Raw genomic sequence first — 20,301 nt, 5'->3', positions numbered from 1 at the left:
CCGTCCCGACCCGGGCCGCGACCGGCCCCGCGCCCCTGCCCCGGGGCAACGGGTGGCAGTGACATGACCGTCCGGGAGGACCGCACGTGAGCGAGTTCGACGCCGCCGTGGTCGGCAGCGGGCCCAACGGCCTGGCCGCGGCGGTCACCCTGGCCCGCGCCGGACTGCGCGTCGTGGTGTACGAGGCCGCCGAGCAGCTCGGCGGCGGGCTGCGCGGCGCGGACCTGTTCGGCACCGGCGTGGTCCACGACGTCTGCTCCGCGGTGCACCCCATGGCCGCCGCCTCGCCGTTCTTCCGGGGCTTCGGCCTCGCCGAGCGGGGTGTGCGCCTGCTGCGGCCCGAGGTCAGCTACGCCCACCCCCTGGGCGGGGACCGGGCCGCCCTGGCCTGGCACGACCTCGACGCGACCTGCGCCGGCCTGGGCCCGGACGGGCCGCGCTGGCGCGCGCTGATGGAGCCCCTGCTCGCCCGCGGCCGGGACATGGTGGAGCTGCTGCTCTCCGACATGCGCCTGCCCGGCGGCCTGCGGGCGGCCCCGGCCACCGCGGTGCGCACGCTCCTCATGGGGACCCGGGCGGGCTACTCGCTCTTCCGGGGGGAGGAGGCGCCCGCGCTGCTGGCCGGGACCGCCGCCCACGTCATGGGGCCGCTGCCCTCGCTGCCCGGGGCCGCCGTCGGCCTGCTGCTGGCCCAGCTCGCCCACGGGCCCGGGTGGCCGCTGCCCGAGGGCGGCGGCCGGAGCATCGTCACGGCGCTGGCCGACGACATCCGGGCGCACGGCGGGACCCTGGTCACCGGAGAGGAGGTCACCGACCTGCGCCGGCTCGGCGGCGTGCGGGCCGTCCTGCTGGACACGGCGCCGACCGCCCTGCCGCGGCTGGCGCCGGGACGGCTGCCCCCGGGCTACCTGCGCGCCCTGGGCCGCTACCGGTACGGGCCCGCCGCGGGCAAGGCCGACTTCCTGGTGTCGGAGCCGATCCCCTGGGCGGCCCCCGGCGTCGGGCGGGCGGGGACCGTGCACCTGGGGGGGACCGCCGCGCGGATCCTCCGCCAGGAGACGGCGAACGCGCGCGGGAGGCGGGGGGAGGAGCCGTTCGTGCTCGTGGTCGACCCCGCGGTCGCGGACCCCGGGCGCGCGGTCGGGGGCCTGCGGCCCGTCTGGGCGTACGCCCACCTGCCCCCGGGCTCCGAGGAGGACCCCCTGCCCGTGGTCAGGGCGGCGATCGAACGGTACGCGCCGGGGTTCACCGACACCGTCGTGGCCGAGCGCGGCATGTCGGGGGCCGACTACGCCCGCTACAACCCCAACTACGTGGGCGGGGACATCGGTACCGGCCTGATCTCGCTGCGGCAGAGCCTGCTGCGGCCGGTCCCCCGGTGGGACCCGTACCGGACACCGCTACGGGGCGTCTACCTCTGCTCGGCCGCCACTCCGCCGGGGCCGGGCGTGCACGGCATGAGCGGGTTCCTGGCGGCCCGCTCGGCGCTGCGCCGGGAGTTCGGCCTGCGGGTCCCGTCGCTCGCCCCGGAGGGGGCGCGGGGACCGGCGCGCTGAGCGCGGGCCCGCCCCGGCGGCCGCGTGCCGCGCCCCGGGGCCCGGCACGCGGGGCCCGGGGCGCGGGGGTCAGACCCAGCCGCGCTCCCGGGCCTCCAGCGCGGCCCGGGCCCGGTTGTTGGCCTGGAGCAGGGTGAGGAGGTCGGAGATGTGCCGCCGGTAGGTGCGCAGCGACATGCCCGCGCGCCGTGCCCCGGTCTCGTCCTTGCTGACCGTGCACATCAGCTCCAGGACCCGCAGCTGGGCCTCGGTCGGCGCGGCGGTCTCGGAGCCCTCGCCCAGGAGTTCGCCCAAGTCGCGGGCGTCGTCCCACAGCCGGTCGAAGTAGCGGACGAGGCTCTCCACCAGGCTCGCCTCCTCGACCCGGAAGGCCCCCCGGCCCGAATCCCGGGGGTCCAGGGGGACCAGGGCCGTCCGCCGGTCGTAGACCAGCATCAGATCCGAGAGCCGGTCGGCCACCCGCACCTGCGCCCCGGCCGCCCTCAGCACCCGCAGGTGCTCCAGCGTCGCCGCGTCCCCGGCCGCGTCGGCGCGGACGAGGTTGCGCAGGACCACGCCCCGGCGCAGGCACCGCAGGTCGAGCGGGCGGGCGTGCCGGATGTTCTCCGGGGACAGGACGTCGTAGGGCTCGCTGGCCAGGATCTCGGTGCGGGCCGTGAACGCGAGCTGGTCGATGTGCGTGCGCACCAGGGGCAGGGTCTCCAGCCTGACCAGCGCTCCCCCCGCTCCGGCGGCGGGCGCCCGCCCCCGCGGCGGATACGGGCCGTCCTGCTGCAACGACCTCATGATGGGGCCGATGTCCGCGATCTCCCGGATGGTCGAGTGGACGCGCTCCAGCCGGTCCTCCGACAGCCGGGCGACCGCCGCGGCGGGGTCGGCGGCCCACACCCCGTCCCCGTCCCCGTGCAGCAGGCCCAGCCCCCGCAACCTGGCCACCGCGGCGTCCACCTCCGCCCCGCCCCGCGGGACGGCCGGGCGCGCGGTCGCCTCGGGCGAACCGGGGTTGCGGAGGAAATGGCGGTAGACGTCCTCTTCGACACCGTTCAGCCCGAGCACGGACATGGTGCGAGTCTCCATGGCGCTCTCTCCGAGTCCGGTCCCGGCCACGCACCGGAACCACGGGGAAAAGCTAACCGAGGCCCGCTCGGTCGCGGTCTCATGAACGTCTCATCCTCTCTCACGGGGAACAGGGGGGTTCCCGGCGCCGCGGGCCCCTGCTTCAATGGGCCCCTCACCGCGCCCCCTCCCCCGGAAGGCAACGCGAGATCCCATGCACGCCCCACCGGCCGCCGCTCCCCCACGGCAGACCACACCGGAGGATCTGCTGGGCGCCCTGGAGCGCCATCCCCTGGTGAACCTCGTCGGCCCCCTGGGCTGCGGGAAGTCATCGCTGGCCGCGCGCCTTGCGCCCCTGCCCGTCGTGGACCTGGAGTCGCCCGGCGCCGCCGACGCCCTGCGGAGCGCGCTCGCCGAGGACACCGCACGGCCCCTGGTCGCGGACGGCGCCGACGGGCCCGCCGGCCTGGCCGCGCTGGACGCGCTGCGGGACCGGGCGCCGGGCGGCCGCCCGGTACTGGTCGTGTCGCGGCGCTCCCTCCTGTCCCGCCCGGGGTGGGCGCTGTCCGGGGCCCGGGTGGTCCCGTTCCGCACACTGCGCGACGAGGATGTCCGCGGCATCGCCGAGCGCGCCCAGGTGCACGACCCGCGCGCCCTGGGGGTCGTCACCGACCTCGCCGCGGGCAACCCGCTCATCGCCGAGGCCGCCTGCCGCGCGCTGCACGGGGGCGCGGCCGCGGAGCCGGGCGCGGTGGCGGTCCGGGTCGCGCCCGAGATCCTGGACCGGCTGGACCGCGAGGCGCCCGGCCGCGCCTGGGCCGACGCCCTCCAGGACCTGGCCAGCGTGTGGGGCGGCGACCAGGAGACGATCGGCGTCGACGGCGAGGCGTTCGCCGCCCTCGCCGGGCTGAGCGTGGTCTACGGCACCGAGGCGGGCCTGGTCCTGTCCGAGCCCTTCCGCCGGGTGCTGGCGCTGGCCCGCCGGACCCGGCAGCCCTCGGGCCACCGCGAGACCCGCGGCCGCGCGGCCGCCCACCGCCGCAGGATGCTGCTGGAGGAACCCGCCGGACCGCGGCGCGGCCGGATCCTGGAGGGCATCATCGCCCTCTCCGACGAGGAGGCGGTGCAGGCGACCCTCTTCCCCGGCAGCCCCGAGGACGGGCTCGTCCGGCCCGCCTCGGCGGACGACGCCGACACGGTCGGCGAGCTCATGAACCGGTGGGCCGGGCACAGCGGGCTGGACCCGCGGCGCACGGACCGGCTCGTGGAGGGGTGGATGCGCACCGATCCCGACGGTTTCCTGCTCGTCCACGACGCGCGGGGGGAGCCCGTGGGCGTCAGCGGCCTGCTGCGCGTGGAGGACCGGACGATCGACTCCGTGGAGCCGCTCCTGCAACAGCACACCGACACCCTGCTCACCCGGTACGCGGGCGCCGGCCACAGCCTGCTCCTGGGGGCCGCCTTCTGCCCGGACCGGGGGCTGCACGCCCAACTGCTGCGGTCCATCCTGCACCGGGTGATGGCGCTCGGCCTGTACCTGACGGTCTCCACGGTGAACCCCGGCTACCAGCGGCTCCTGCACGCGCTGAGGTTCCGGCACCACGGCGGCACCGTCGACGACGTCTACCGCTGCGGCCGCGGCCCGGAGGTCCACGGCCAGGACTTCGGCTCGGACGCGTTCCTGGAATGGGCCGAGCGCCTGGCGGCGCCCGTCGCGGACGCGGGCGGCGCGGGAGCGCTGGGGCGCGAGGTCCGCCACGCGCTGACCCACATCGACTCGCCCGGGCGGCTCCGCGGCACCCCGCTGCTGGCCCTCAGCGGCGCCGCCTCCCCGGCCGACCTGCGGGCGCGGCTGCGCGAGGAGGTGCGCGCCCTGGCCGCGAGCGGTTCGGCGGAGGAGGCCGAGGCCGGCCGGATCCTGGAGCACTACTACCTGGACGGGGTGCGCGGCCACGAACGGCTCGCGATCCGCCTCCACCTGAGCCGGGCCACGTACTTCCGCAGGCTGCGCTACGGCCTCGAACTCATCGGTCTGCGGCTGGTCCGGGAGTGACGGCGGATGCGCCGGGGCCTTCGGGCGCGCGGGAGCGGTCCGGGCCGCGCCGCAGGCGCCGGGCGACCCGCGCCGCCAGGGCGTCGTCCTCGCCCAGCTCCGCCAGCAGAGCCCGCCACACGGAGGAGTGCGTGAGCGCCGGGCGGTCGGCCGCCTCCCCCAGTTCCAGCACGAGCCGCCGCATGAGCCGGTAGTCGTCCCGGTCCAGGTCCACGCTGATGCGCACGCGGTCCGGGCGCTCCCCGCCGCCGCTCACCCGGTCCGCCCGGGGCGCACGCCGCAGGGCCGCGCCGGCCCCGCCGCGGAGAGTGTGTCCATGGCCGACGACCCTACCCGCGGCCTCGCGCCGCCGGAAGGGTTCCGCCCGGCAGCATCCTGCCACCCGCGGCCCGCCGCCGCGGTCCCACCGCTCCGCACGGGGTCCCGCCGGGCGGTGCGGCTCCGCGGCCCGCCCCGGGACGTGCGGCGGCGGTCCGGCGCGACGCGATCCGGCGGAGGGCCTCCCCGCACTCCACCGGGCGGGCCCGGCACGCCTAGGACGGGGACGGGCCGCGGCGTGCCCTGATCCCCTCCAGCAGCAGGTCGATCCCCTGGTCGAAGTAGGCGTTCTCCACGGCGAGGGCGTCCGAGGCCGACACCGCGGCGGCGCGCGCCTCCTCGTGCACCTCGGGGGCACTCGACCGGGTCGCGCGCATCGCGACGGTGGTCGTGGCGGCGCCGAGGATCTGGTTGGCGACCGCCCGGATCGCGACCGCCTGCGCCTCCTCGTTCTCCCCGCTCCTCTCCAGGGCCGCGATGACGCGGCGCGACAGGGCGACCGCGTTCGGGCCGATCAGCGGCCGGGAGCCGGCGAACTCCGCCGCCCAGGTGTGCGCGGTCAGAGCCGCGTAGAACCGGCGGGCGGTCTCCTTGACGGCGGTGTCCCACGGCTCGTCCGGGCCCGGCAGCGCCGCGGCGGCCGCGGCCAGGATCTCGTCCACGGCCAGGTCCACCAGGTCCTCGCGGCGCTCGACGTACCAGTACAGGCTCGTCGCGTGCACGCCGAGTTCGGCGGCGACCTTGCGCATGGTCAGCGCCGGGGCGCCCTCGCGGTCCAGCAGGGCGATGGTCGCGGCGACGATGCGCTCGCGGCTGAGCGCGGGCTGGGATCTCCGGCGGCGCTCGGGACGGTGGAAGACGCTGTCGAACTGCCGTTCGGGTGCGGTGTCGGTCATGACCTACAGCCTAGCGGGAATCCTACGTTGTATGTCGTTCTCAAACAGTGTATGTTTCCGGCCATGGACACCCACTCCCCGGTCACGCAGACCCGCCCCCAGTCCCCCGCGCCCTCCGCCGACACGGCCCCCGTCGACGCGGCGCGCACGACGGCCGTCGAACCCCGCGGCCTCAGCGCGTTCCTCGTGATCGCCTTCGCCTTCTCCTGGACCGCCTGGTGGGCGGGCGGCCTCCTGCTCCAGGGCGGCGACCCGATGCCGGCGGTGATCGCGGGCGGATTCGGGCCGATGGTGGCGGCGGTGGTCGTCACGGCCGCCACCCAGGGCCGCGCCGGGGTCGGCGCCCTCTTCCGGCGCTACTCGATCGGGCGCCGCGGCGCGCTCCTGCCCTACGCGATCGCGCTCCTGGCCCTGCTGGCCATCGCGGGCGCCGCCGCGATCCCGATCTATCTGGGCGACACCGCCCTGGACCGGGACCTGCTGCGCACGGCGCTGATGACGGTGCCCGCGCAGTTCGTGCTCATCGCGCTGGCCGGCGGCGGCAACGAGGAGCTGGGCTGGCGCGGGTTCGCCCTGCCGCGACTCCAGGGCGTCCTGTCCCCGACGGCCGCCAACGTGATGCTCGGCGCGATCTGGGCCGTGTGGCACGCGCCGCTGTTCGCGATGGCCGGCACCCTCCAGGCGGACATGTACTTCCCCGCCTACGCGCTGCTCTGCGTCGGCCTCACCGTCATCCTGGGCAACGTCTTCAACTCCGCCCGCGGCGGGGTGCTGGCCCCGGTGCTCGCCCACGCCGCGATCAACGTCGTCTCCGGCCTCAAGGCGGTCGTGGCGGGCTCCCCCGCCGGGGCGGTCGAGGTGGCGCTGGTCGGCCTCGTCGCGGTGGCCCTCGTGGTCGTCACCCGCGGCCGCCTGGGCCTGCCCCGGTCCGGCCGCGCCGGCTAGGACCCGGCCCCGACCGCACGGGCCCGTGGACGCGAGCGGACGCTCGCGTCCACGGGCCCCGCCGCACCCACAGGCAGCGCGGCCCGAACGAGGAGAAGCGAACGCGAGGCCGACGTCGGACCAAGGGGCGCACGGCCCCGGCCGGACGTCGGCCGGGTCGCGCGGGGGCGGCGCACGCTGACGTATCCGCCCCGAAAATGTCCCCGGGCGGGAAAGGTGAGAGCCGGCGAGGGGACTTGAACCCCTAACCTGCCGCTTACAAGGCGGCTGCTCTGCCAATTGAGCTACGCCGGCGGGGCGTCGGGCTCCGCGAGGGGAGCCGCGTCCACCCGAATGGTACCGGGTGAGGCGCGTTTCGGCCTACTCGGAAAAGCCCGCCCCCGGGTCCGTGGCGGACCCGGGGGCGGCGGGGGTCAGGAGTCCCGCTGCTCGGCGCGCAGGCGGGCGACCTCGTAGAGGGACACCCCGGCGGCGACGGAGGCGTTGAGCGACTCGGCGTTGCGGATCGGGATGCTCGCGATCACGTCGCAGGATTCGCGCACCAGGCGGGACAGGCCCTTGCCCTCGGAGCCCACCACCACGACCAGCGGGCCGGTGGCCAGGTCCAGGCCCGGGATGGCGGCGTCGCCGTCGGCGTCGAGGCCGACGACGAACACGCCCGCCTTCTTGAAGGCCTCCAGGGCGCGGGTGAGGTTGGTGGCCTGCGCGATCGGGAGCCGGGCCAGGGTGCCCGCCGAGGTCTTCCACACGGTGGTGGTGACGCCGGCGGAGCGGCGCTCGGGGATGAGCAGGCCGTCGGCGCCGAAGGCGGCCGCGGAGCGGGCGATCGCGCCGAGGTTGTGCGGGTCGGTCACACCGTCGAGGGCGACGATGAGCGCCGGCTCGTCCCCGTCCAGCGCCCGCTCCAGGAGGTCCTCCGGCAGCAGGTAGCGGTAGGGCCGCGCCTGCAGGGCCATGCCCTGGTGGACGGCGCCCGGCTGGCCGTTGCTGTCGCAGCGCCGGTCGAGCTCGGCGCGGGTGACCTCCAGCACCTCCACGCCCTGCTCGCCGGCGAGGCGGGCGGCCTCGTTGACGCGGTCGTCGGCGTCGAGGCTGTTGGAGAGGAAGAGGCGGCTGGCGGGCATGCCCGCGCGCAGCGCCTCCAGCACGGGGTTGCGGCCCACCAGCAGGTCGGAGTCGATCCGGCGGCGCTCGGGCTCGGCCGAACGGGACGACCGCGGAGCGCCCCCGGAGGCCTCCACCTCCTTGGCCCGGCGGATCGCCTTGGAGCGCTGCTTGCCGTCGTACCAGTGCCGCTGCTCGGCGGGCAGGGTGCCCTTCTTGCCCTCCAGGGACCGGCGGCCCTTGCCGCCGCTGCCCTTGGTGGGGCCCTTCTTGCTCTTCTTCGCCGGCATGGTCGCCGTCCCTCCGCTACGTATCGCGAGCATGCCGGAAGCGTTCTCCGGCCGTTGGGGTGCCGCGTCGCCGATGGCGGCGGCAAACCCCCAGGGTACCGCCGAGCCGGTACCGAACGTGTTGTCCACAGGCCCCGGCGCCCCCGTGGCGGCGGACGGCGGGGCGGCCTACCGTGGAAACCGGGGGGCCACCCCACCCCTGACCATGTGCGCTGCCGTCAACCCCGCCGCAGGTCCCAGCGCGGCCCCTGCGGGGTGTCCTCCACCACCACGCCCGCGTCGGCGAGCCCGTCGCGGATGGCGTCGGCGGCCGCGTAGTCCTTGCGGCCGCGGGCGGCCTGGCGCTGCTGGAGGGCGACGGCCACGAGCGCGTCGACGACCTCGCGCAGCCCCTGGTCGCCGGAGGACCACTGCCCGCTCAGCGGGTCCAGGCCCAGCACGTCGAGCATGGCGCGCAGCTCTCCGGCGAGTTCGGCGGCCCTCTCCTTGGCGCCCCCGGCCAGGGCGGTGTTGCCCTCGCGGACGTGCCCGTGCACGACGGCGAGCCCCTGGGAGACGCCCAGGTCGTCGTCGAGCGCGGCGGCGAACTCGGCGGGCACCCGCTCGGCCGGGACGACCTCGCCCAGCACCTCGACGGCGCGGGTGAGGAAGCCCTCGACGCGCTGGTAGGCGACCGCGGCCTCCTGGAGCGCCTCGTCGGAGTAGTCGATGGTGGAGCGGTAGTGCGCCTGGCCGAGGTAGTAGCGCAGCTCGACGGCGCGCACCTTCTCCAGCATCTGCGGGATGCGCATCGAGTTGCCCAGCGACTTGGCCATCTTCTCGCCGCCGATCTTCAGCAGACCGTTGTGCAGCCAGTACTGGGCGAAGGCGTCCCCGGCGGCGCGGGACTGGGCCATCTCGTTCTCGTGGTGCGGGAAGACCAGGTCCAGGCCGCCGCCGTGGATGTCGAAGGCGGGCCCGAGGTACTTGGTGGCCATCGCCGAGCACTCCAGGTGCCAGCCCGGGCGGCCGCGCCCCCACGGGGTGGGCCAGGTGGGCTCGCCCGGCTTGGCGCCCTTCCACAGGGCGAAGTCGCGGGGGTCGCGCTTGTCCCGGTCGGGGTCGGAGTCGGCGGCGGGCTGCACCTGCTCCAGCCGCTGGTTGGACAGGTCCCCGTAGGGCGGGAAGGAGCGCACGTCGAAGTAGACGTCGCCGGAGCCGTCGTCGGCGGCGTAGGCGTGCCCCGCGTCGATGAGCCGCTGCATGAGCTCGACCATCTCCGGCACGTGGCCGGTGGCGCGCGGCTCGACGGTGGGCGGCAGGCAGCCCAGCACGTCGTAGGCGTGGGTGAAGGCGCGCTGGTTGCGCTCGGTGACCTGCCACCAGGGCACGCCCTCATCGGCGGCGACCCTGATGATCTTGTCGTCGATGTCGGTGACGTTGCGGCAGAAGGTGACCTCGTAGCCCTTGTAGGTCAGCCAGCGGCGCAGGATGTCGAAGTTCACCCCGGACCGGATGTGTCCGATATGGGGCGGCGCCTGCACCGTGGCACCACACAGGTACAGGGAGGCGTGTCCCTCGCGCAGGGGGACGAAGTCGCGGACCTGTCGGGCACTGGTGTCATAGAAGCGCAGACTCACGTTGTCAAGCGTATCGTCTTTCCCCTCACACCGGCGTCACAAACCGCCTCCACCGGTCGGGCTGATACGGGGGCGCGAGTGGGGCCCGGTACCCGTGTTTTCCTCATCGGACATCCCGAAGTGCTCATATATGGAGAACCGTATTCGGGCACCTGCCGTGTGAGATAGCCCGGGACAAAGCGTCGTGACCACGGAACGGCAGGTCACGAGATGCTGCATATTCCGACATAACACCACGGAACGCCGTCGGCGCATGCGGTCCCGAAGCCACCGGAATCGGACGGAATCTCGTGTTAACGGCATCTCCTCGACTACGCTGCGAAGGCGATGGCCCCTTACAACGATTCCCCCGGCGCAGGAACACGCAACGGCAGCCCCACGGGCCGCGGCACGGGAGTCGGCGCTCTCGCCGGCGGAGCCCTGTTCGTCGGTCTGATCGGTCTGTGCGCCCTTCTGATCTCCTATAACGGTGTCTTCCGGCTCGCCGAGTACGGTCACCCGCGCGGCGGTCTGCTCGTCCACGTGTTCCCGGTGACGTACACGCTGCTGCTGCTCATGGCGTGCTGGACCAGCTACCTGCTGCGCGACGCGCCGCCGCGCCGCCGCGCCTGGGTGGACCTGGTGCTGATCCCGCTGCTGGTGCTCTTCGCCGGTGTGGTCATGGTGCTCAACAACCTGGGGCTGATCGAGTCGATCCCGCAGCGGGTCGCCAACGTGATCGTGGCGGTGGCCCCGCTGGTGGCGCTGCTGGTGGCCCTGCTGCTGTGGATGGCGGCCCGCGCCCACCTGCGGCGCAGGCGCCGCACCGGCGTCCGCCGCCCCGAACCGGCGGACGACCGCACGACGGTGCTGCGCGCCCGCGCGGTGGTGCACGGCGGGGAGCCGCGGTCCGTCGAGGAGGACGGCCGCTCGCTGGAGGAGCGCCTGATGGGCCTGGGGCTGGGCCCCTCGGCGACCCCTGCCGTGGAGCCGGACGGGCCCGAAACGGTGCGGCTCGTACCCGGGCCCGCCGCCGAGGAAGCCGAGGAAGAGGAAGCGGCCCCGGAACCCGTCTCGGGGAAGGCCGACCCGGAGCCCGTCGCCGAGGAGGACCCGGAGCCGGAGGCCTCGGTGCCGACCCTGCCGCTGCCGCGCCGCGGCGGCCGCGGGGGCAACCCCATCAAGGAGGCCGCGGAGAACCCGCCGCTGGTCCCGATCGCTCCGGCCGCCCCGGTACCGGCCCCCGAGCCCGTACCGGCTCCGATTCCGGACCCGGAGCCCGTGCCGGCCCCCGTTCCGGAGCCCGTGCCCGCGGGCGCCCCGGACGAGGGCTTCGAGCACGACCCGCTGCCCGGCGACCCGGTCACCGACGAGGCCGAGGCACCCGAGCACGCACCGGCCCCGGAGCCCGCCGCCGCCGAGGCGCCCGGGCATGACGAGGTCCCCGAGTCGCCCGAGGCCCCTGAATACGACGCTCCGGAGCCGCTGGAGGAGGAGACCCCCGAGGCCCCGGAGGAGGACTCCGCGGAGACGCCCGCCTTCGGCGTCAGCTGGGAGCCGCCGGAGGACGACGAGGACACCTGGACCCGCGCCGACTACGTGCCGCCGGTCTGGACGCCGCCGGAGGACGACACCCCGGAGGTGCCGGAGGAGGTGCCCGCGCCCGCGCTGGACCACGACACCGGACCTGCTGTGCGCGCCGCCTTCCGCATTCCGGACGACCCGATGGCCGCCTCCCGCTCCGCCCTGTCGGACGACCTCGCCGACGACCGCCCGCTCTGGTCCCCGCCCGCCGCCGACCCGCGCCCGGAGGACGCCTCCAGCGACGACCTGTGGCCCGCCGCACCCCGGACCGGTGAGCGCTCTGAGGACCGCGAGCCGGACGAGCCCACCGACACCGACGAGGACGGGACCCTGCGGCCCGCCACGCCGCGCACCCACCGCCCAACGGCGGAACCCGCGACCGACGAGCCCGCCAGGGACCGCGAACCGGCCACCCCCGCACCCGGACCCACCGGCACGGTCAGGAGCGGCCCCCTGCCGCCCTCCGCGCCCCGGTCCGGCGAACCCGCCGATACCGACGAGGACGGGACCCTATGGCCCGCCGCGTCCCGCGCCCACCGCCCGGCAGCCGAACCCGTGACCGGCGAACCCTCCGAGAACCGTGAACCGAACATCCCTGCCGCCGATCCGCGCCCGGAGGACGCCTCCGACGACGACCTGTGGCCTGCCGCGCCCCGGTCTGGCGAACGCTCCGAGGACCGCGAGCCGGACGAGCCCGCCGACACCGACGAGGACGGGACCCTGTGGCCCGCCACGCCGCGCACCCACCGCCCGGCGGCCGAACCCGCGACCGACGAGCCCACCGGGGACCGTGCCCCGTCCACTCCGGCGCCCGAACCCGCCGACGAGGACGAGCTCCTGTGGCCCGCGCCCGCCCGTGCCGCCGGGGACGGCGGCGACCGGGTGCCCGCGGCCTCCCCGCCCGCCGCCGAACCCGGGCGGACCCGGAGGAGCGGGTTCGGCGCGCCCGCCGTGCCGCCCGGAGCGGCCCGCCCCCGGGAGGACGCCGACGACGACGCCGAGCGCACGACCGAGCCCCTGCGCCGGCGCCCGGCGCTGGAGAAGCGGCCCATGGTCCTCAAGCCCCCGCGGCCGCCGATGCCCGACTTCGCCTCCGGCCCGCCCTCCCGGCGGGTGCGCAGCGAACCCCTGCGCCCCGACGAGTGACCGGCCCCGGCGCCCGCGGCCGGGCGGCGGCCGGCGCCGTGAGCGCCGCGCTGCGCCCGGGCTCCGGCACCGCGGGCCGGACGGCCGGAGCGGCCTGACCGGCGGCCGCCACGCACCTCCCCGGGCCCGGTGCGCCCCTCGGGAGCCGCCCGGCGGCGGCCCCGGAAACGGCGAACGCCCCGCGGCCGGGGCCGCGGGGCGTCGATGTGTCCGGCAGGTGTCAGTCCACGGGGACGCACAGGGCGGTGGCGATGGCGGCGATGCCCTCGCCGCGCCCGGTGAGGCCCAGACCGTCGGTGGTGGTGGCCGACACCGTCACCGGTGCCCCGACGATCTCCGTGAGCGTTTTCTCGGCCTCGGCGCGCCGGGGCGCGAACTTGGGCCGGTTGCTGATGATCTGCACCGCGATGTTGCCGACCTCGAAGCCCGCCGCGCGCACGCGGGCGACCGTCTCGGTGAGCAGAGCGGCGCCCGAGGCGCCCCTCCACCGCGGCTCGGCGGTGCCGAAGTTGGACCCCAGGTCGCCCAGGCCGCACGCCGAGAACAATGCGTCGCACGCGGCGTGCGCGGCGACATCGCCATCGGAATGACCGCTGACGCCTTCCTCTCCCGGCCATTCCAAACCGGCCAGAAAAAGGGTCCGTCCAGGAGAAAACGGATGGACGTCGGTGCCGACGCCCACCCGAGGAATTTTCGTCATGAATTATGCGATTCCGCGACCGTGCTTCAGTTCGTGAGAACCTCGTCGAGGAGGGCTTCCGCCTTGTCCTCGTTGGTCTTTTCCGCGAGGGCCAGCTCGCTGACGAGAATCTGGCGCGCCTTGGCGAGCATCCGCTTCTCACCGGCGGAGAGACCGCGCTCCTTGTCGCGCCGCCACAGGTCGCGCACGACCTCGGCGACCTTGTTGACGTCGCCGGAGGCGAGCTTCTCCAGGTTGGCCTTGTAGCGCCTCGACCAGTTGGTGGGCTCTTCGGTGTGCGGTGCCCGGAGCACCTCGAAGACCTTGTCCAGGCCCTCCTGCCCCACCACGTCGCGAACGCCGACGTCCTCGGCGTTCGCGGCCGGCACGCGCACCGTCAGATCGCCCTTGTCGACCCTCAGAACGAGGTAGGTTCTGTCCTCGCCCTTAATGGTGCGAGTCTCGATCGCTTCAATACGAGCAGCCCCATGATGGGGGTAGACAACAGTGTCGCCGACCTTGAAAGCCATGTGACAGGTACCCCTTCCGCTACCACAAGGATACCATGAATCTGTGACTTAACGTACCTATTAGGTTTGCGAACACGCAGGTCAAGCACCACTTTTTAGGGCTTGACAAAGTCTACCCGACCGGTCAAGAGAGGCCGATCCGCGCAGGTCCGGGAGGGCCCGCGGCCCTTTAGCGGAAGGGATCGGCGCCGCTCGCGCGGGGGGCGGCGGACACGGTCGCGAACACCGCCGGAGCGCCCCGGAAGAGATTCGTATCACCATCCCGGGGGCCGTGCGCGCCCTCCGGGGCCGGCCCCGGGACCGCCCTCCGGCGGACGGCTCCCGCGGGCGGCGCGCACCCGGTCAGCTCTCCGGCTCGTAGTCCTCCCGCCGCTCCCCCGTCACCATGTAGACGAGGTTGTCCGCGACGTGCACCGCGTGGTCACCGAAACGCTCGTAGAACCGCCCCACCAGGGTGACGTCCATGGTGGCCTCCACCCCGTACTCCCAGCCGGGGGTGAGGATGCGCTGGAGGAGCTTGCGGCGCAGCCGGTCCATCCGGTCGTCGTCCTCGTCCAGCTCCAGCGCGGTGTCGGGGTCGCGGTGCCGGATGACCTCCCCGGCCTTGGTCACCAGCATCTCCGCCTGGTGGCCCATCTCCAGGACGATGGAGCGGACCGGCTCGGGGATCGCCGAGTCGGGGTGCCGGCGGCGGGCGATCTTGGCCAGGTGGACGGCGTGGTCGCCCATCCGCTCCAGGTCCCCGCGCATGTACAGCGAGGTGATGATCGTCCTCAGGTCCGACGCGACCGGCTGCTGCCGGGCCATCAGACTGAACGCGGTCTCCTCGACCTCCTGGTCGAGCCGGTTGATCCTCTCGTCACCGGAGATGACCTCCTGGGCCGCGTCCAGGTCACTGTCCAGCAGTGCCGTGGTGGCCCGGGCGATGGCGTGCCTGGCCAGGCGGGTCATCTCGATGAGGCGCTCGCTCAGGCTGTCGAGGTCCTCGTGGTACGTATCGCGCATGGTGTCAATGCTCCCAGTGGTTTTCTGAAGAGTCGGCCAAGAGTCGGTGAACGCTGGAAGAACCTAGGCCATGACACAGGCCCTGACCGGGTAAAGGTCCAGTCCGCACGTTTACGATCGAAACGTGCAAGGGGAACTTCTCGCCGCTCTGACCGGCATCATCGGACTCGTCGCGGGCGTCGTCGTGGGCGTTCTGGCGGGCTCGTTCTTCCGTGCCGGGGCCACCGAGCGACCGGCGCCCGTCCCGCAGCGGAACGACGGCACCACACTGCCGCCGGGCATCGCCGAGGTCCTCTCCGCACTCCCTTCCTCCGCCGTGGTCCTGGACTCCGCCGACCGGGTCCTGCGCGCCTCCTCGGCCGCCAGGGCCTTCGGCATCGTCCGGGGCGAGGAGCTGGTCATCGACGAGCTCCTCTCGCTCGCCCGCCGGGTGCGGCGCGACGGCGTCATCCGGGAGACCGAGATCGAGGTGGCCGTGCGCAAGTTCGGCCCCGACGCGACGTCCTTCGCCGTGCGGGTGGCGCCGCTGGGCGGCACCGGGCTGGTGCTGGTGCTGGCCGAGGACCAGACCGAGCACCGGAGGGTGGAGGCGGTGCGCCGCGATTTCGTGGCGAACATCTCCCACGAACTCAAAACGCCGGTCGGTGCGTTGTCGCTCTTGGCCGAAACCGTACAGGACGCGAGCGACGACCCCGAGGCCGTGCGCCGGTTCACCGACCGCATGCAGACGGAGGCGTCGCGGCTGACCGCGCTCATCCAGGACCTCATCACGCTCTCGCGCATCCAGGGCGCCGAGCCGATGGCCGAGCCCACCCGGGTGGACCTGGGCGGTGTGGTGGAGGAGGCCCTGGACGCGGTGCGCATGCCCGCCGACGCCAAGGGCATCGAGCTGGTGGGCAGCGGGGCCGAGGGCATCACCGTCCTGGGCGACGAGGGGCTGCTGGGCACGGCGCTGCGCAACCTGATCGCGAACGCCGTCTCCTACAGCCCCAAGAACACCCGGGTCGCCGTCTCGGTCGCGCTGACGCGTTCCACCGTGGACATCAGCGTCGCCGACCAGGGGATCGGCATCCCCCAGCAGGACCTCGAAAGGATCTTCGAGCGGTTCTACCGTGTGGACGCCGCTCGGAGCCGGGCCACCGGAGGTACCGGACTGGGCCTGGCGATCGTCAAGCACATCATGACCCACCACCGTGGAGAAGTGACCGTGTGGAGCAAGGAGGGGTCCGGGTCGACGTTCACTCTGCGTCTGCCCAGACCCGACGACCGGGGGCTGGACGCCGCCCGGAACACCGACCGTCAGGAGGCGGCACAGTGACTCGTGTACTCGTGGTCGAGGACGAGGAGTCCTACAGCGACGCCCTGTCCTACATGTTGCGCAAGGAGGGCTTCGAGGTCGCCGTGGCGCCCACCGGGACCGTGGCCCTGGAGACCTTCGACCGCACCGGCGCCGACCTGGTCCTGCTGGACCTGATGCTGCCGGGCCTGTCGGGCACCGAGGTGTGCCGGAGCCTGCGGCAGAAGTCCAGCGTCCCGGTGATCATGCTGACCGCCAAGGACTCCGAGATCGACAAGGTCGTCGGTCTGGAGCTGGGCGCCGACGACTACGTGACCAAGCCCTTCTCCTCCCGCGAGCTGGTGGCCCGCATCCGCGCGGTGCTGCGCCGCCGCGGCGGGGAGGTCATCGACGAGCCCGGGCTGCCCACGGCACTGGAGGCGGGTCCGGTCCGGATGGACGTGGACCGCCACGTGGTGACCGTGCGCGGCGACAACGTGCAGCTGCCCCTCAAGGAGTTCGAGCTCCTGGAGGTGCTGCTGCGCAACGCCGGCCGGGTGCTGACCCGGATGCAGCTCATCGACCGCGTGTGGGGCGCCGACTACGTCGGCGACACCAAGACCCTCGACGTGCACGTCAAGCGGCTGCGCGCCAAGATCGAGGACGACCCCGGCAGCCCCAAGTACATCGTCACCGTGCGCGGGCTGGGCTACAAGTTCGAGCCGGTCACCGCCGACGTCTGATCCCCGTTCCTCTCTCCGGGGGGCCTGTGCCCCTCTCCGGACCGACCGTCCCCCCTCCCGGGGACCACCGCCCCCTCGCGTCCCGGTTCCGGGCCTCCCGCCCGGTGGCCGGGACGTGCCCGTTCCCGGGGCCGGGCGGGTGCCGGGCGCGCGGGCGCCGCTGAGGGCGGGAGCACGGGATAAGCCGCGGATAACCGCCGGAAAGGCGGTTCGCCCAGGATCCGAGCACGGGGGGCGTCCGGATCGAGGGCGCCTCCCGGGCCAGCACCGGACCCGCGCAGAAAGGCGTCCCGCCCCATGACCTTCATCGGTATGACCGCCGCCGTGCACAGCCTGGACCTGCCCGGCACCGAGGTGATCCCCATCTACGAGGGCTTCCACGGCTACATCTACGGGAGCCTGGCCGAGGCCAACACCGCCGACCTGGACCTGGTGCGGGCGCGGCTGGGGTCGGGTCCGCTGCGCGTCCTGGACCTGTGCTGCGGGATGGGCCGGTTCGCCCGGGCCCTGGCCGCCGAGGGGCACACCGTCACGGCCGTGGACCTGTCGGCGGACATGATCGCCCAGGCCGAGGAGATGTGGCGGCCGCTGGCCGCCGACGCCCCCGGGGAGGTCGTCTTCGAGGCGGCGGACGCCACCGCGCTGGAGCCCGGGGAGCCCTTCGACGCGGTCCTCATCGGCGGGCTGTCCGTCAACACCTTCGACGCCTCCGGCCGCCGGGCGCTGCTGGAGGCGGCGCGCTCGTACCTGCGCCCGGGCGGGACGCTGCTGTTCGACCACTTCCCGGCCCCGGAGAAGGCCGGCGACCCGGCCTACCACACGTTCCCGTTCCCGGGGGAGGACGGCAGCGCCTTCACCGTGCTGTCGGTGTTCCAGACCCCGGAGGAGGGGACCCAGATCACCAACATGTACTCCGAGATCATCGACGCCGAGGGGGCGACCCGCCGGTTCCTGTCCAGCGAAACGGTCACCTACACCGACGCGGAGGAGCTGCGCGCGGAGCTGGAGCGGTCCGGCCTGCGCGTCGTCGAGGAGCTGGACACGACCCCGCCGGCGGAGTCCGGGTCCTCGGTGGCGCCCCGCTCGGTGCTGGTGCGCTGCGAGGCCGTGTGACGGGGCCCGCGGGGGTCAGACCTCCAGGAGGACGGTGAAGGGGCCCTCGTTGGTCAGGCCGACCGACATCCGGGCCCCGAACACCCCGGTGGCGACCGTGGCGCCCAGCTCGCGCAGCTCCTTGACCACCGCGTCCACCAGGGGCTCGGCCACCGGGCCGGGCGCCGCCGCCTGCCAGGTGGGGCGGCGGCCCTTGCGGGCGTCGCCGTAGAGGGTGAACTGGCTGACGACCAGCAGCGGCGCGTCGATGTCGGAGCACGACCGCTCGTCCTCCAGGATGCGCAGCGTCCACAGTTTGCGGGCGAGCTTGGCGGCCTCGGCCTCCGTGTCGGTGTGGGTCACCCCCACCAGGGCCATCAGGCCGGGCGAGGTGATCTCCCCGACCACCTCGCCGTCCACCGTCACCGACGCGTGCGACACCCGCTGCACGACCGAGCGCATGGGCCGCTCCCCCTCTTCTCTCCTACCGGCGTTCGGAACGCTGGAGCTGGTTGAGCACCCGCATCCTGCGGGTGTTGGTGATGATGCCGGTCAGGGACACCACGAACGCGCTGATGGAGTCCGAGAAGTCCTCGATCCGCCACTCGCGCGGCCCGGTGTACCAGGCCAGGCCGTCGCCGGTCAGCTCCTCCGGGGTGAGGTCGCTCAGCGCCGCCTCGGCCAGGATGTGCGACCAGCGGTCGACGTCGTCGAAGATGACGGCGTAGGGCAGGTAGCGCGAGTAGAGCTCGACGCGCTGACCGGGAGGGGCCGTCTGGGCGCGCGGGCTGAGCAGGTACCTCCGGAAGCCCATGGTGTGGGCGTACACCGAGCTGCCCAGCCGGGTCTTGGCGGGCATGTACTGGGCCCCGGCCGTGATGGCGGCGCCGGCGATGACCACCGCCAGGCCGGTGAAGGCGGCGGTGGTGAACACCGCCAGCACCACGGTGAGGACCACGCCGATCGCGGTGACCGCCATCCCGGCGGTGCTCCACAGGGTGCGCACCCGGCTGGGCGAGCGGACGAACCACTTGAGCCGCACCATGTCGCGGTACAGCTCCTCGCGGACCCGGTCGATGCGCGCCGGGAAGTCGGCGGAGGCGCGGGGCGAGCCGAGCTGGGACAGCTTCACCGTGGGGCGGTCGCCGAACAGGGCGTCCAGCAGCAGCCACTCCGAGGCCAGCAGGGTCTCGCCGGGCGGGCCGTCCAGGCGGACGAGCCGCCAGTCCACGGAGGTGAAGTGCTCGTGCGGCTGCTCCTCCAGGCGGATGTAGCCGCGCACGGCCAGGTCCAGGACGGTGGCGGTGAGGTCGGCGATGTCCACCCGCTCGTCGATCAGCGTGCCGATCTGGCCGGGGTGGACGTCGTCGGGCGGGGCGAACCGCACCCGGCCGTCCTCCTCCGTGACGGGGGCGTGGTCTCCCGCCGCGGCCTCCCTGCGCAGGGCGCGCTCGTCGCGGCCGCGGACCCGGACGAGCACGGCCAGGCCGCCGACCAGGACGACCAGCAGCACCCCGAACACGCTCGCGGTGGCGGGTGTGACCTTGAAGGCCGAGGCCAGCGACCAGCGGCGGGTGAGGATGGGCTCGCCCTCGGCGGTGCCGGGCGGGTAGTTGACGACGATGTCGAGGCGGTCGGCGGGCTCCATGTCGGCCTGGAGGAAGTGCGCGACCGCGGACTCGGGCCCCATGTCGGAGGCGGTGCAGTACATGGCGCTGCGCGGCTCTCCGGCCAGGCAGGACAGCGCCTCGGGCGGCAGCGGGGCGGTGACGGTGACGTCGGTGGCGTCGACGGTGTGGCTGTAGGCGCCGATGGCGCGCCATTCCATCTGCACGCCCTGGGACACCCTGCTGACGGTCCCTCCGACCCGGTAGGTGAGGACGACCTCGTCCAGGCCGCGGGTGGGGATCTCCACCACGAGCGCGCCGTCGCGGTGCTCCACCACGGCGTCGAGCGCCCGCCCGTCGGGGCCGGCGACCTTCACCCCGTTGACCTCGAAGCGGCGGTCGTGCTCGGTGTCGTAGAGCATCGTCTCGGTGAGGCCGCGCACGAACACGTCGGGGGCCCCGCCCTCGAAGGCGATGGTCTCCTCGGCGTGCAGGACGCCCAGCGCGTCCAGTTCGAGTTCCACGGTGTTGGTGATCAGGGGGTCGTCGGCGCTCCGGGGCCCGGTGACGCTCGCACCGGCGGCCGGTACTGTGGTGGCCGGTGTCGCCACCGTCGCGGCGCGGGCCGCGTCCACCGCCCCCGCGGCGGGCGCCGCCGGCAACGAGGAGAACACGAACAGGGCCGCCGCAGCCGCGACGGCCTGGCGCCAGGAGCCGACCCACCACATGATGCGAGAGCCTATCCGGTCCCCCCGGCCCGCGACGTCCCCGGGCGGTCCGCGCACGGACCCCGCGTACCGGCGGGGGAGGAGAGCGGGAGGGT

The 20,301-nt window shown here is 74.4% G+C and carries 17 protein-coding genes and 1 tRNA gene; 7 read left to right on the top strand and 11 right to left on the bottom strand.

Annotated elements, in window-relative coordinates:
- Positions 1-86: 86 nt before the first annotated feature.
- Positions 87-1,556, top strand: coding sequence for a phytoene desaturase family protein (locus KGD84_RS03135; RefSeq protein ID WP_220564614.1), 1,470 nt, complete (start codon positions 87-89; stop codon positions 1,554-1,556).
- Between the two features lie 69 nt (positions 1,557-1,625).
- Here KGD84_RS03135 and KGD84_RS03130 read toward each other — a convergent pair whose 3' ends face one another.
- Entirely contained in the window at positions 1,626-2,633 is a 1,008-nt protein-coding gene (locus KGD84_RS03130; RefSeq protein ID WP_220564613.1) for a phospholipase D-like domain-containing protein, read from the bottom strand.
- A 193-nt stretch (positions 2,634-2,826) separates the two neighbouring features.
- On the opposite strand from KGD84_RS03130, the gene KGD84_RS03125 reads away from it, so the two are divergent.
- Positions 2,827-4,665, top strand: coding sequence for a hypothetical protein (locus KGD84_RS03125; protein WP_220564612.1), 1,839 nt, complete (start codon positions 2,827-2,829; stop codon positions 4,663-4,665).
- Here KGD84_RS03125 and KGD84_RS03120 read toward each other — a convergent pair.
- Both KGD84_RS03120 and KGD84_RS03115 read right to left on the bottom strand, forming a co-directional pair.
- Positions 4,637-4,891 (bottom strand): hypothetical protein, encoded by a 255-nt coding sequence (locus KGD84_RS03120; protein ID WP_220564611.1) that lies wholly within the window; start codon positions 4,889-4,891, stop codon positions 4,637-4,639. The genes KGD84_RS03125 and KGD84_RS03120 overlap by 29 nt on opposite strands.
- Positions 4,892-5,198: 307 nt before the next feature.
- Positions 5,199-5,879, bottom strand: a complete 681-nt coding sequence (locus KGD84_RS03115) for a TetR/AcrR family transcriptional regulator C-terminal domain-containing protein (protein WP_220564610.1) — start codon at positions 5,877-5,879, stop codon at positions 5,199-5,201.
- A gap of 63 nt (positions 5,880-5,942) precedes the next feature.
- Between KGD84_RS03115 and KGD84_RS03110 the strand changes: the two genes are divergently transcribed.
- A complete protein-coding gene (locus KGD84_RS03110) occupies positions 5,943-6,824 on the top strand; it encodes a CPBP family intramembrane glutamic endopeptidase (protein WP_370634652.1) in 882 nt (293 codons plus the stop codon).
- A gap of 221 nt (positions 6,825-7,045) precedes the next feature.
- On the opposite strand, the gene KGD84_RS03105 is transcribed toward KGD84_RS03110, so the two are convergent.
- The 3 genes from KGD84_RS03105 to cysS all read right to left on the bottom strand — a co-directional run bounded on the left by KGD84_RS03105 (position 7,046) and on the right by cysS (position 9,837).
- Positions 7,046-7,118, bottom strand: a tRNA-Thr gene (locus KGD84_RS03105).
- 119 nt (positions 7,119-7,237) lie between these two features.
- Complete coding sequence (rlmB, locus tag KGD84_RS03100; protein ID WP_220564608.1) at positions 7,238-8,218, bottom strand: 23S rRNA (guanosine(2251)-2'-O)-methyltransferase RlmB; 981 nt, start codon at positions 8,216-8,218, stop codon at positions 7,238-7,240.
- A 218-nt stretch (positions 8,219-8,436) separates the two neighbouring features.
- A complete protein-coding gene (cysS, locus tag KGD84_RS03095) occupies positions 8,437-9,837 on the bottom strand; it encodes a cysteine--tRNA ligase (protein ID WP_220564607.1) in 1,401 nt (466 codons plus the stop codon).
- A 327-nt stretch (positions 9,838-10,164) separates the two neighbouring features.
- Here cysS and KGD84_RS03090 point away from each other — a divergent pair, with 327 nt between their 5' ends.
- On the top strand, positions 10,165-12,546 hold the full coding sequence (locus KGD84_RS03090; RefSeq protein ID WP_220564606.1) for a Yip1 family protein: 2,382 nt from the start codon (positions 10,165-10,167) through the stop codon (positions 12,544-12,546).
- A 220-nt stretch (positions 12,547-12,766) separates the two neighbouring features.
- Here KGD84_RS03090 and ispF read toward each other — a convergent pair whose 3' ends face one another.
- The 3 genes from ispF to phoU all read right to left on the bottom strand — a co-directional run bounded on the left by ispF (position 12,767) and on the right by phoU (position 14,760).
- A complete protein-coding gene (ispF, locus tag KGD84_RS03085) occupies positions 12,767-13,246 on the bottom strand; it encodes a 2-C-methyl-D-erythritol 2,4-cyclodiphosphate synthase (RefSeq protein ID WP_220564605.1) in 480 nt (159 codons plus the stop codon).
- Between the two features lie 26 nt (positions 13,247-13,272).
- The gene (locus KGD84_RS03080; RefSeq protein ID WP_026129182.1) at positions 13,273-13,755 is read right to left on the bottom strand and encodes a CarD family transcriptional regulator; all 483 of its coding nucleotides are present in this window, start codon (positions 13,753-13,755) and stop codon (positions 13,273-13,275) included.
- Between the two features lie 342 nt (positions 13,756-14,097).
- Positions 14,098-14,760, bottom strand: a complete 663-nt coding sequence (gene phoU, locus KGD84_RS03075; RefSeq protein WP_220564604.1) for a phosphate signaling complex protein PhoU — start codon at positions 14,758-14,760, stop codon at positions 14,098-14,100.
- A gap of 124 nt (positions 14,761-14,884) precedes the next feature.
- Here phoU and KGD84_RS03070 point away from each other — a divergent pair, with 124 nt between their 5' ends.
- The 3 genes from KGD84_RS03070 to KGD84_RS03060 all read left to right on the top strand — a co-directional run bounded on the left by KGD84_RS03070 (position 14,885) and on the right by KGD84_RS03060 (position 17,892).
- Positions 14,885-16,078: a sensor histidine kinase gene (locus KGD84_RS03070; RefSeq protein WP_255647007.1), complete on the top strand. Its 1,194-nt coding sequence runs from the start codon at positions 14,885-14,887 to the stop codon at positions 16,076-16,078.
- Entirely contained in the window at positions 16,075-16,779 is a 705-nt protein-coding gene (locus tag KGD84_RS03065; protein ID WP_220564603.1) for a response regulator transcription factor, read from the top strand. The genes KGD84_RS03070 and KGD84_RS03065 overlap by 4 nt, the downstream gene beginning before the upstream one ends.
- Positions 16,780-17,076: 297 nt before the next feature.
- Complete coding sequence (locus KGD84_RS03060) at positions 17,077-17,892, top strand: SAM-dependent methyltransferase (RefSeq protein ID WP_220564602.1); 816 nt, start codon at positions 17,077-17,079, stop codon at positions 17,890-17,892.
- Between the two features lie 15 nt (positions 17,893-17,907).
- Here the strand turns inward: KGD84_RS03060 and dtd are convergent, their stop codons facing one another.
- Positions 17,908-18,333 (bottom strand): D-aminoacyl-tRNA deacylase, encoded by a 426-nt coding sequence (gene dtd, locus KGD84_RS03055; RefSeq protein WP_220564601.1) that lies wholly within the window; start codon positions 18,331-18,333, stop codon positions 17,908-17,910.
- Positions 18,334-18,355: 22 nt separating this feature from the next.
- Positions 18,356-20,206: a DUF2207 domain-containing protein gene (locus KGD84_RS03050; protein ID WP_220564600.1), complete on the bottom strand. Its 1,851-nt coding sequence runs from the start codon at positions 20,204-20,206 to the stop codon at positions 18,356-18,358.
- Between the last annotated feature and the right edge of the window lie 95 nt (positions 20,207-20,301).

Origin of the sequence: Nocardiopsis changdeensis, assembly GCF_018316655.1 — a bacterium.
Taxonomy (GTDB): domain Bacteria; phylum Actinomycetota; class Actinomycetes; order Streptosporangiales; family Streptosporangiaceae; genus Nocardiopsis; species Nocardiopsis changdeensis.
Note: the sequence above shows the minus strand (reverse complement) of the source record. Positions and strands in the feature narration are given on the sequence as shown.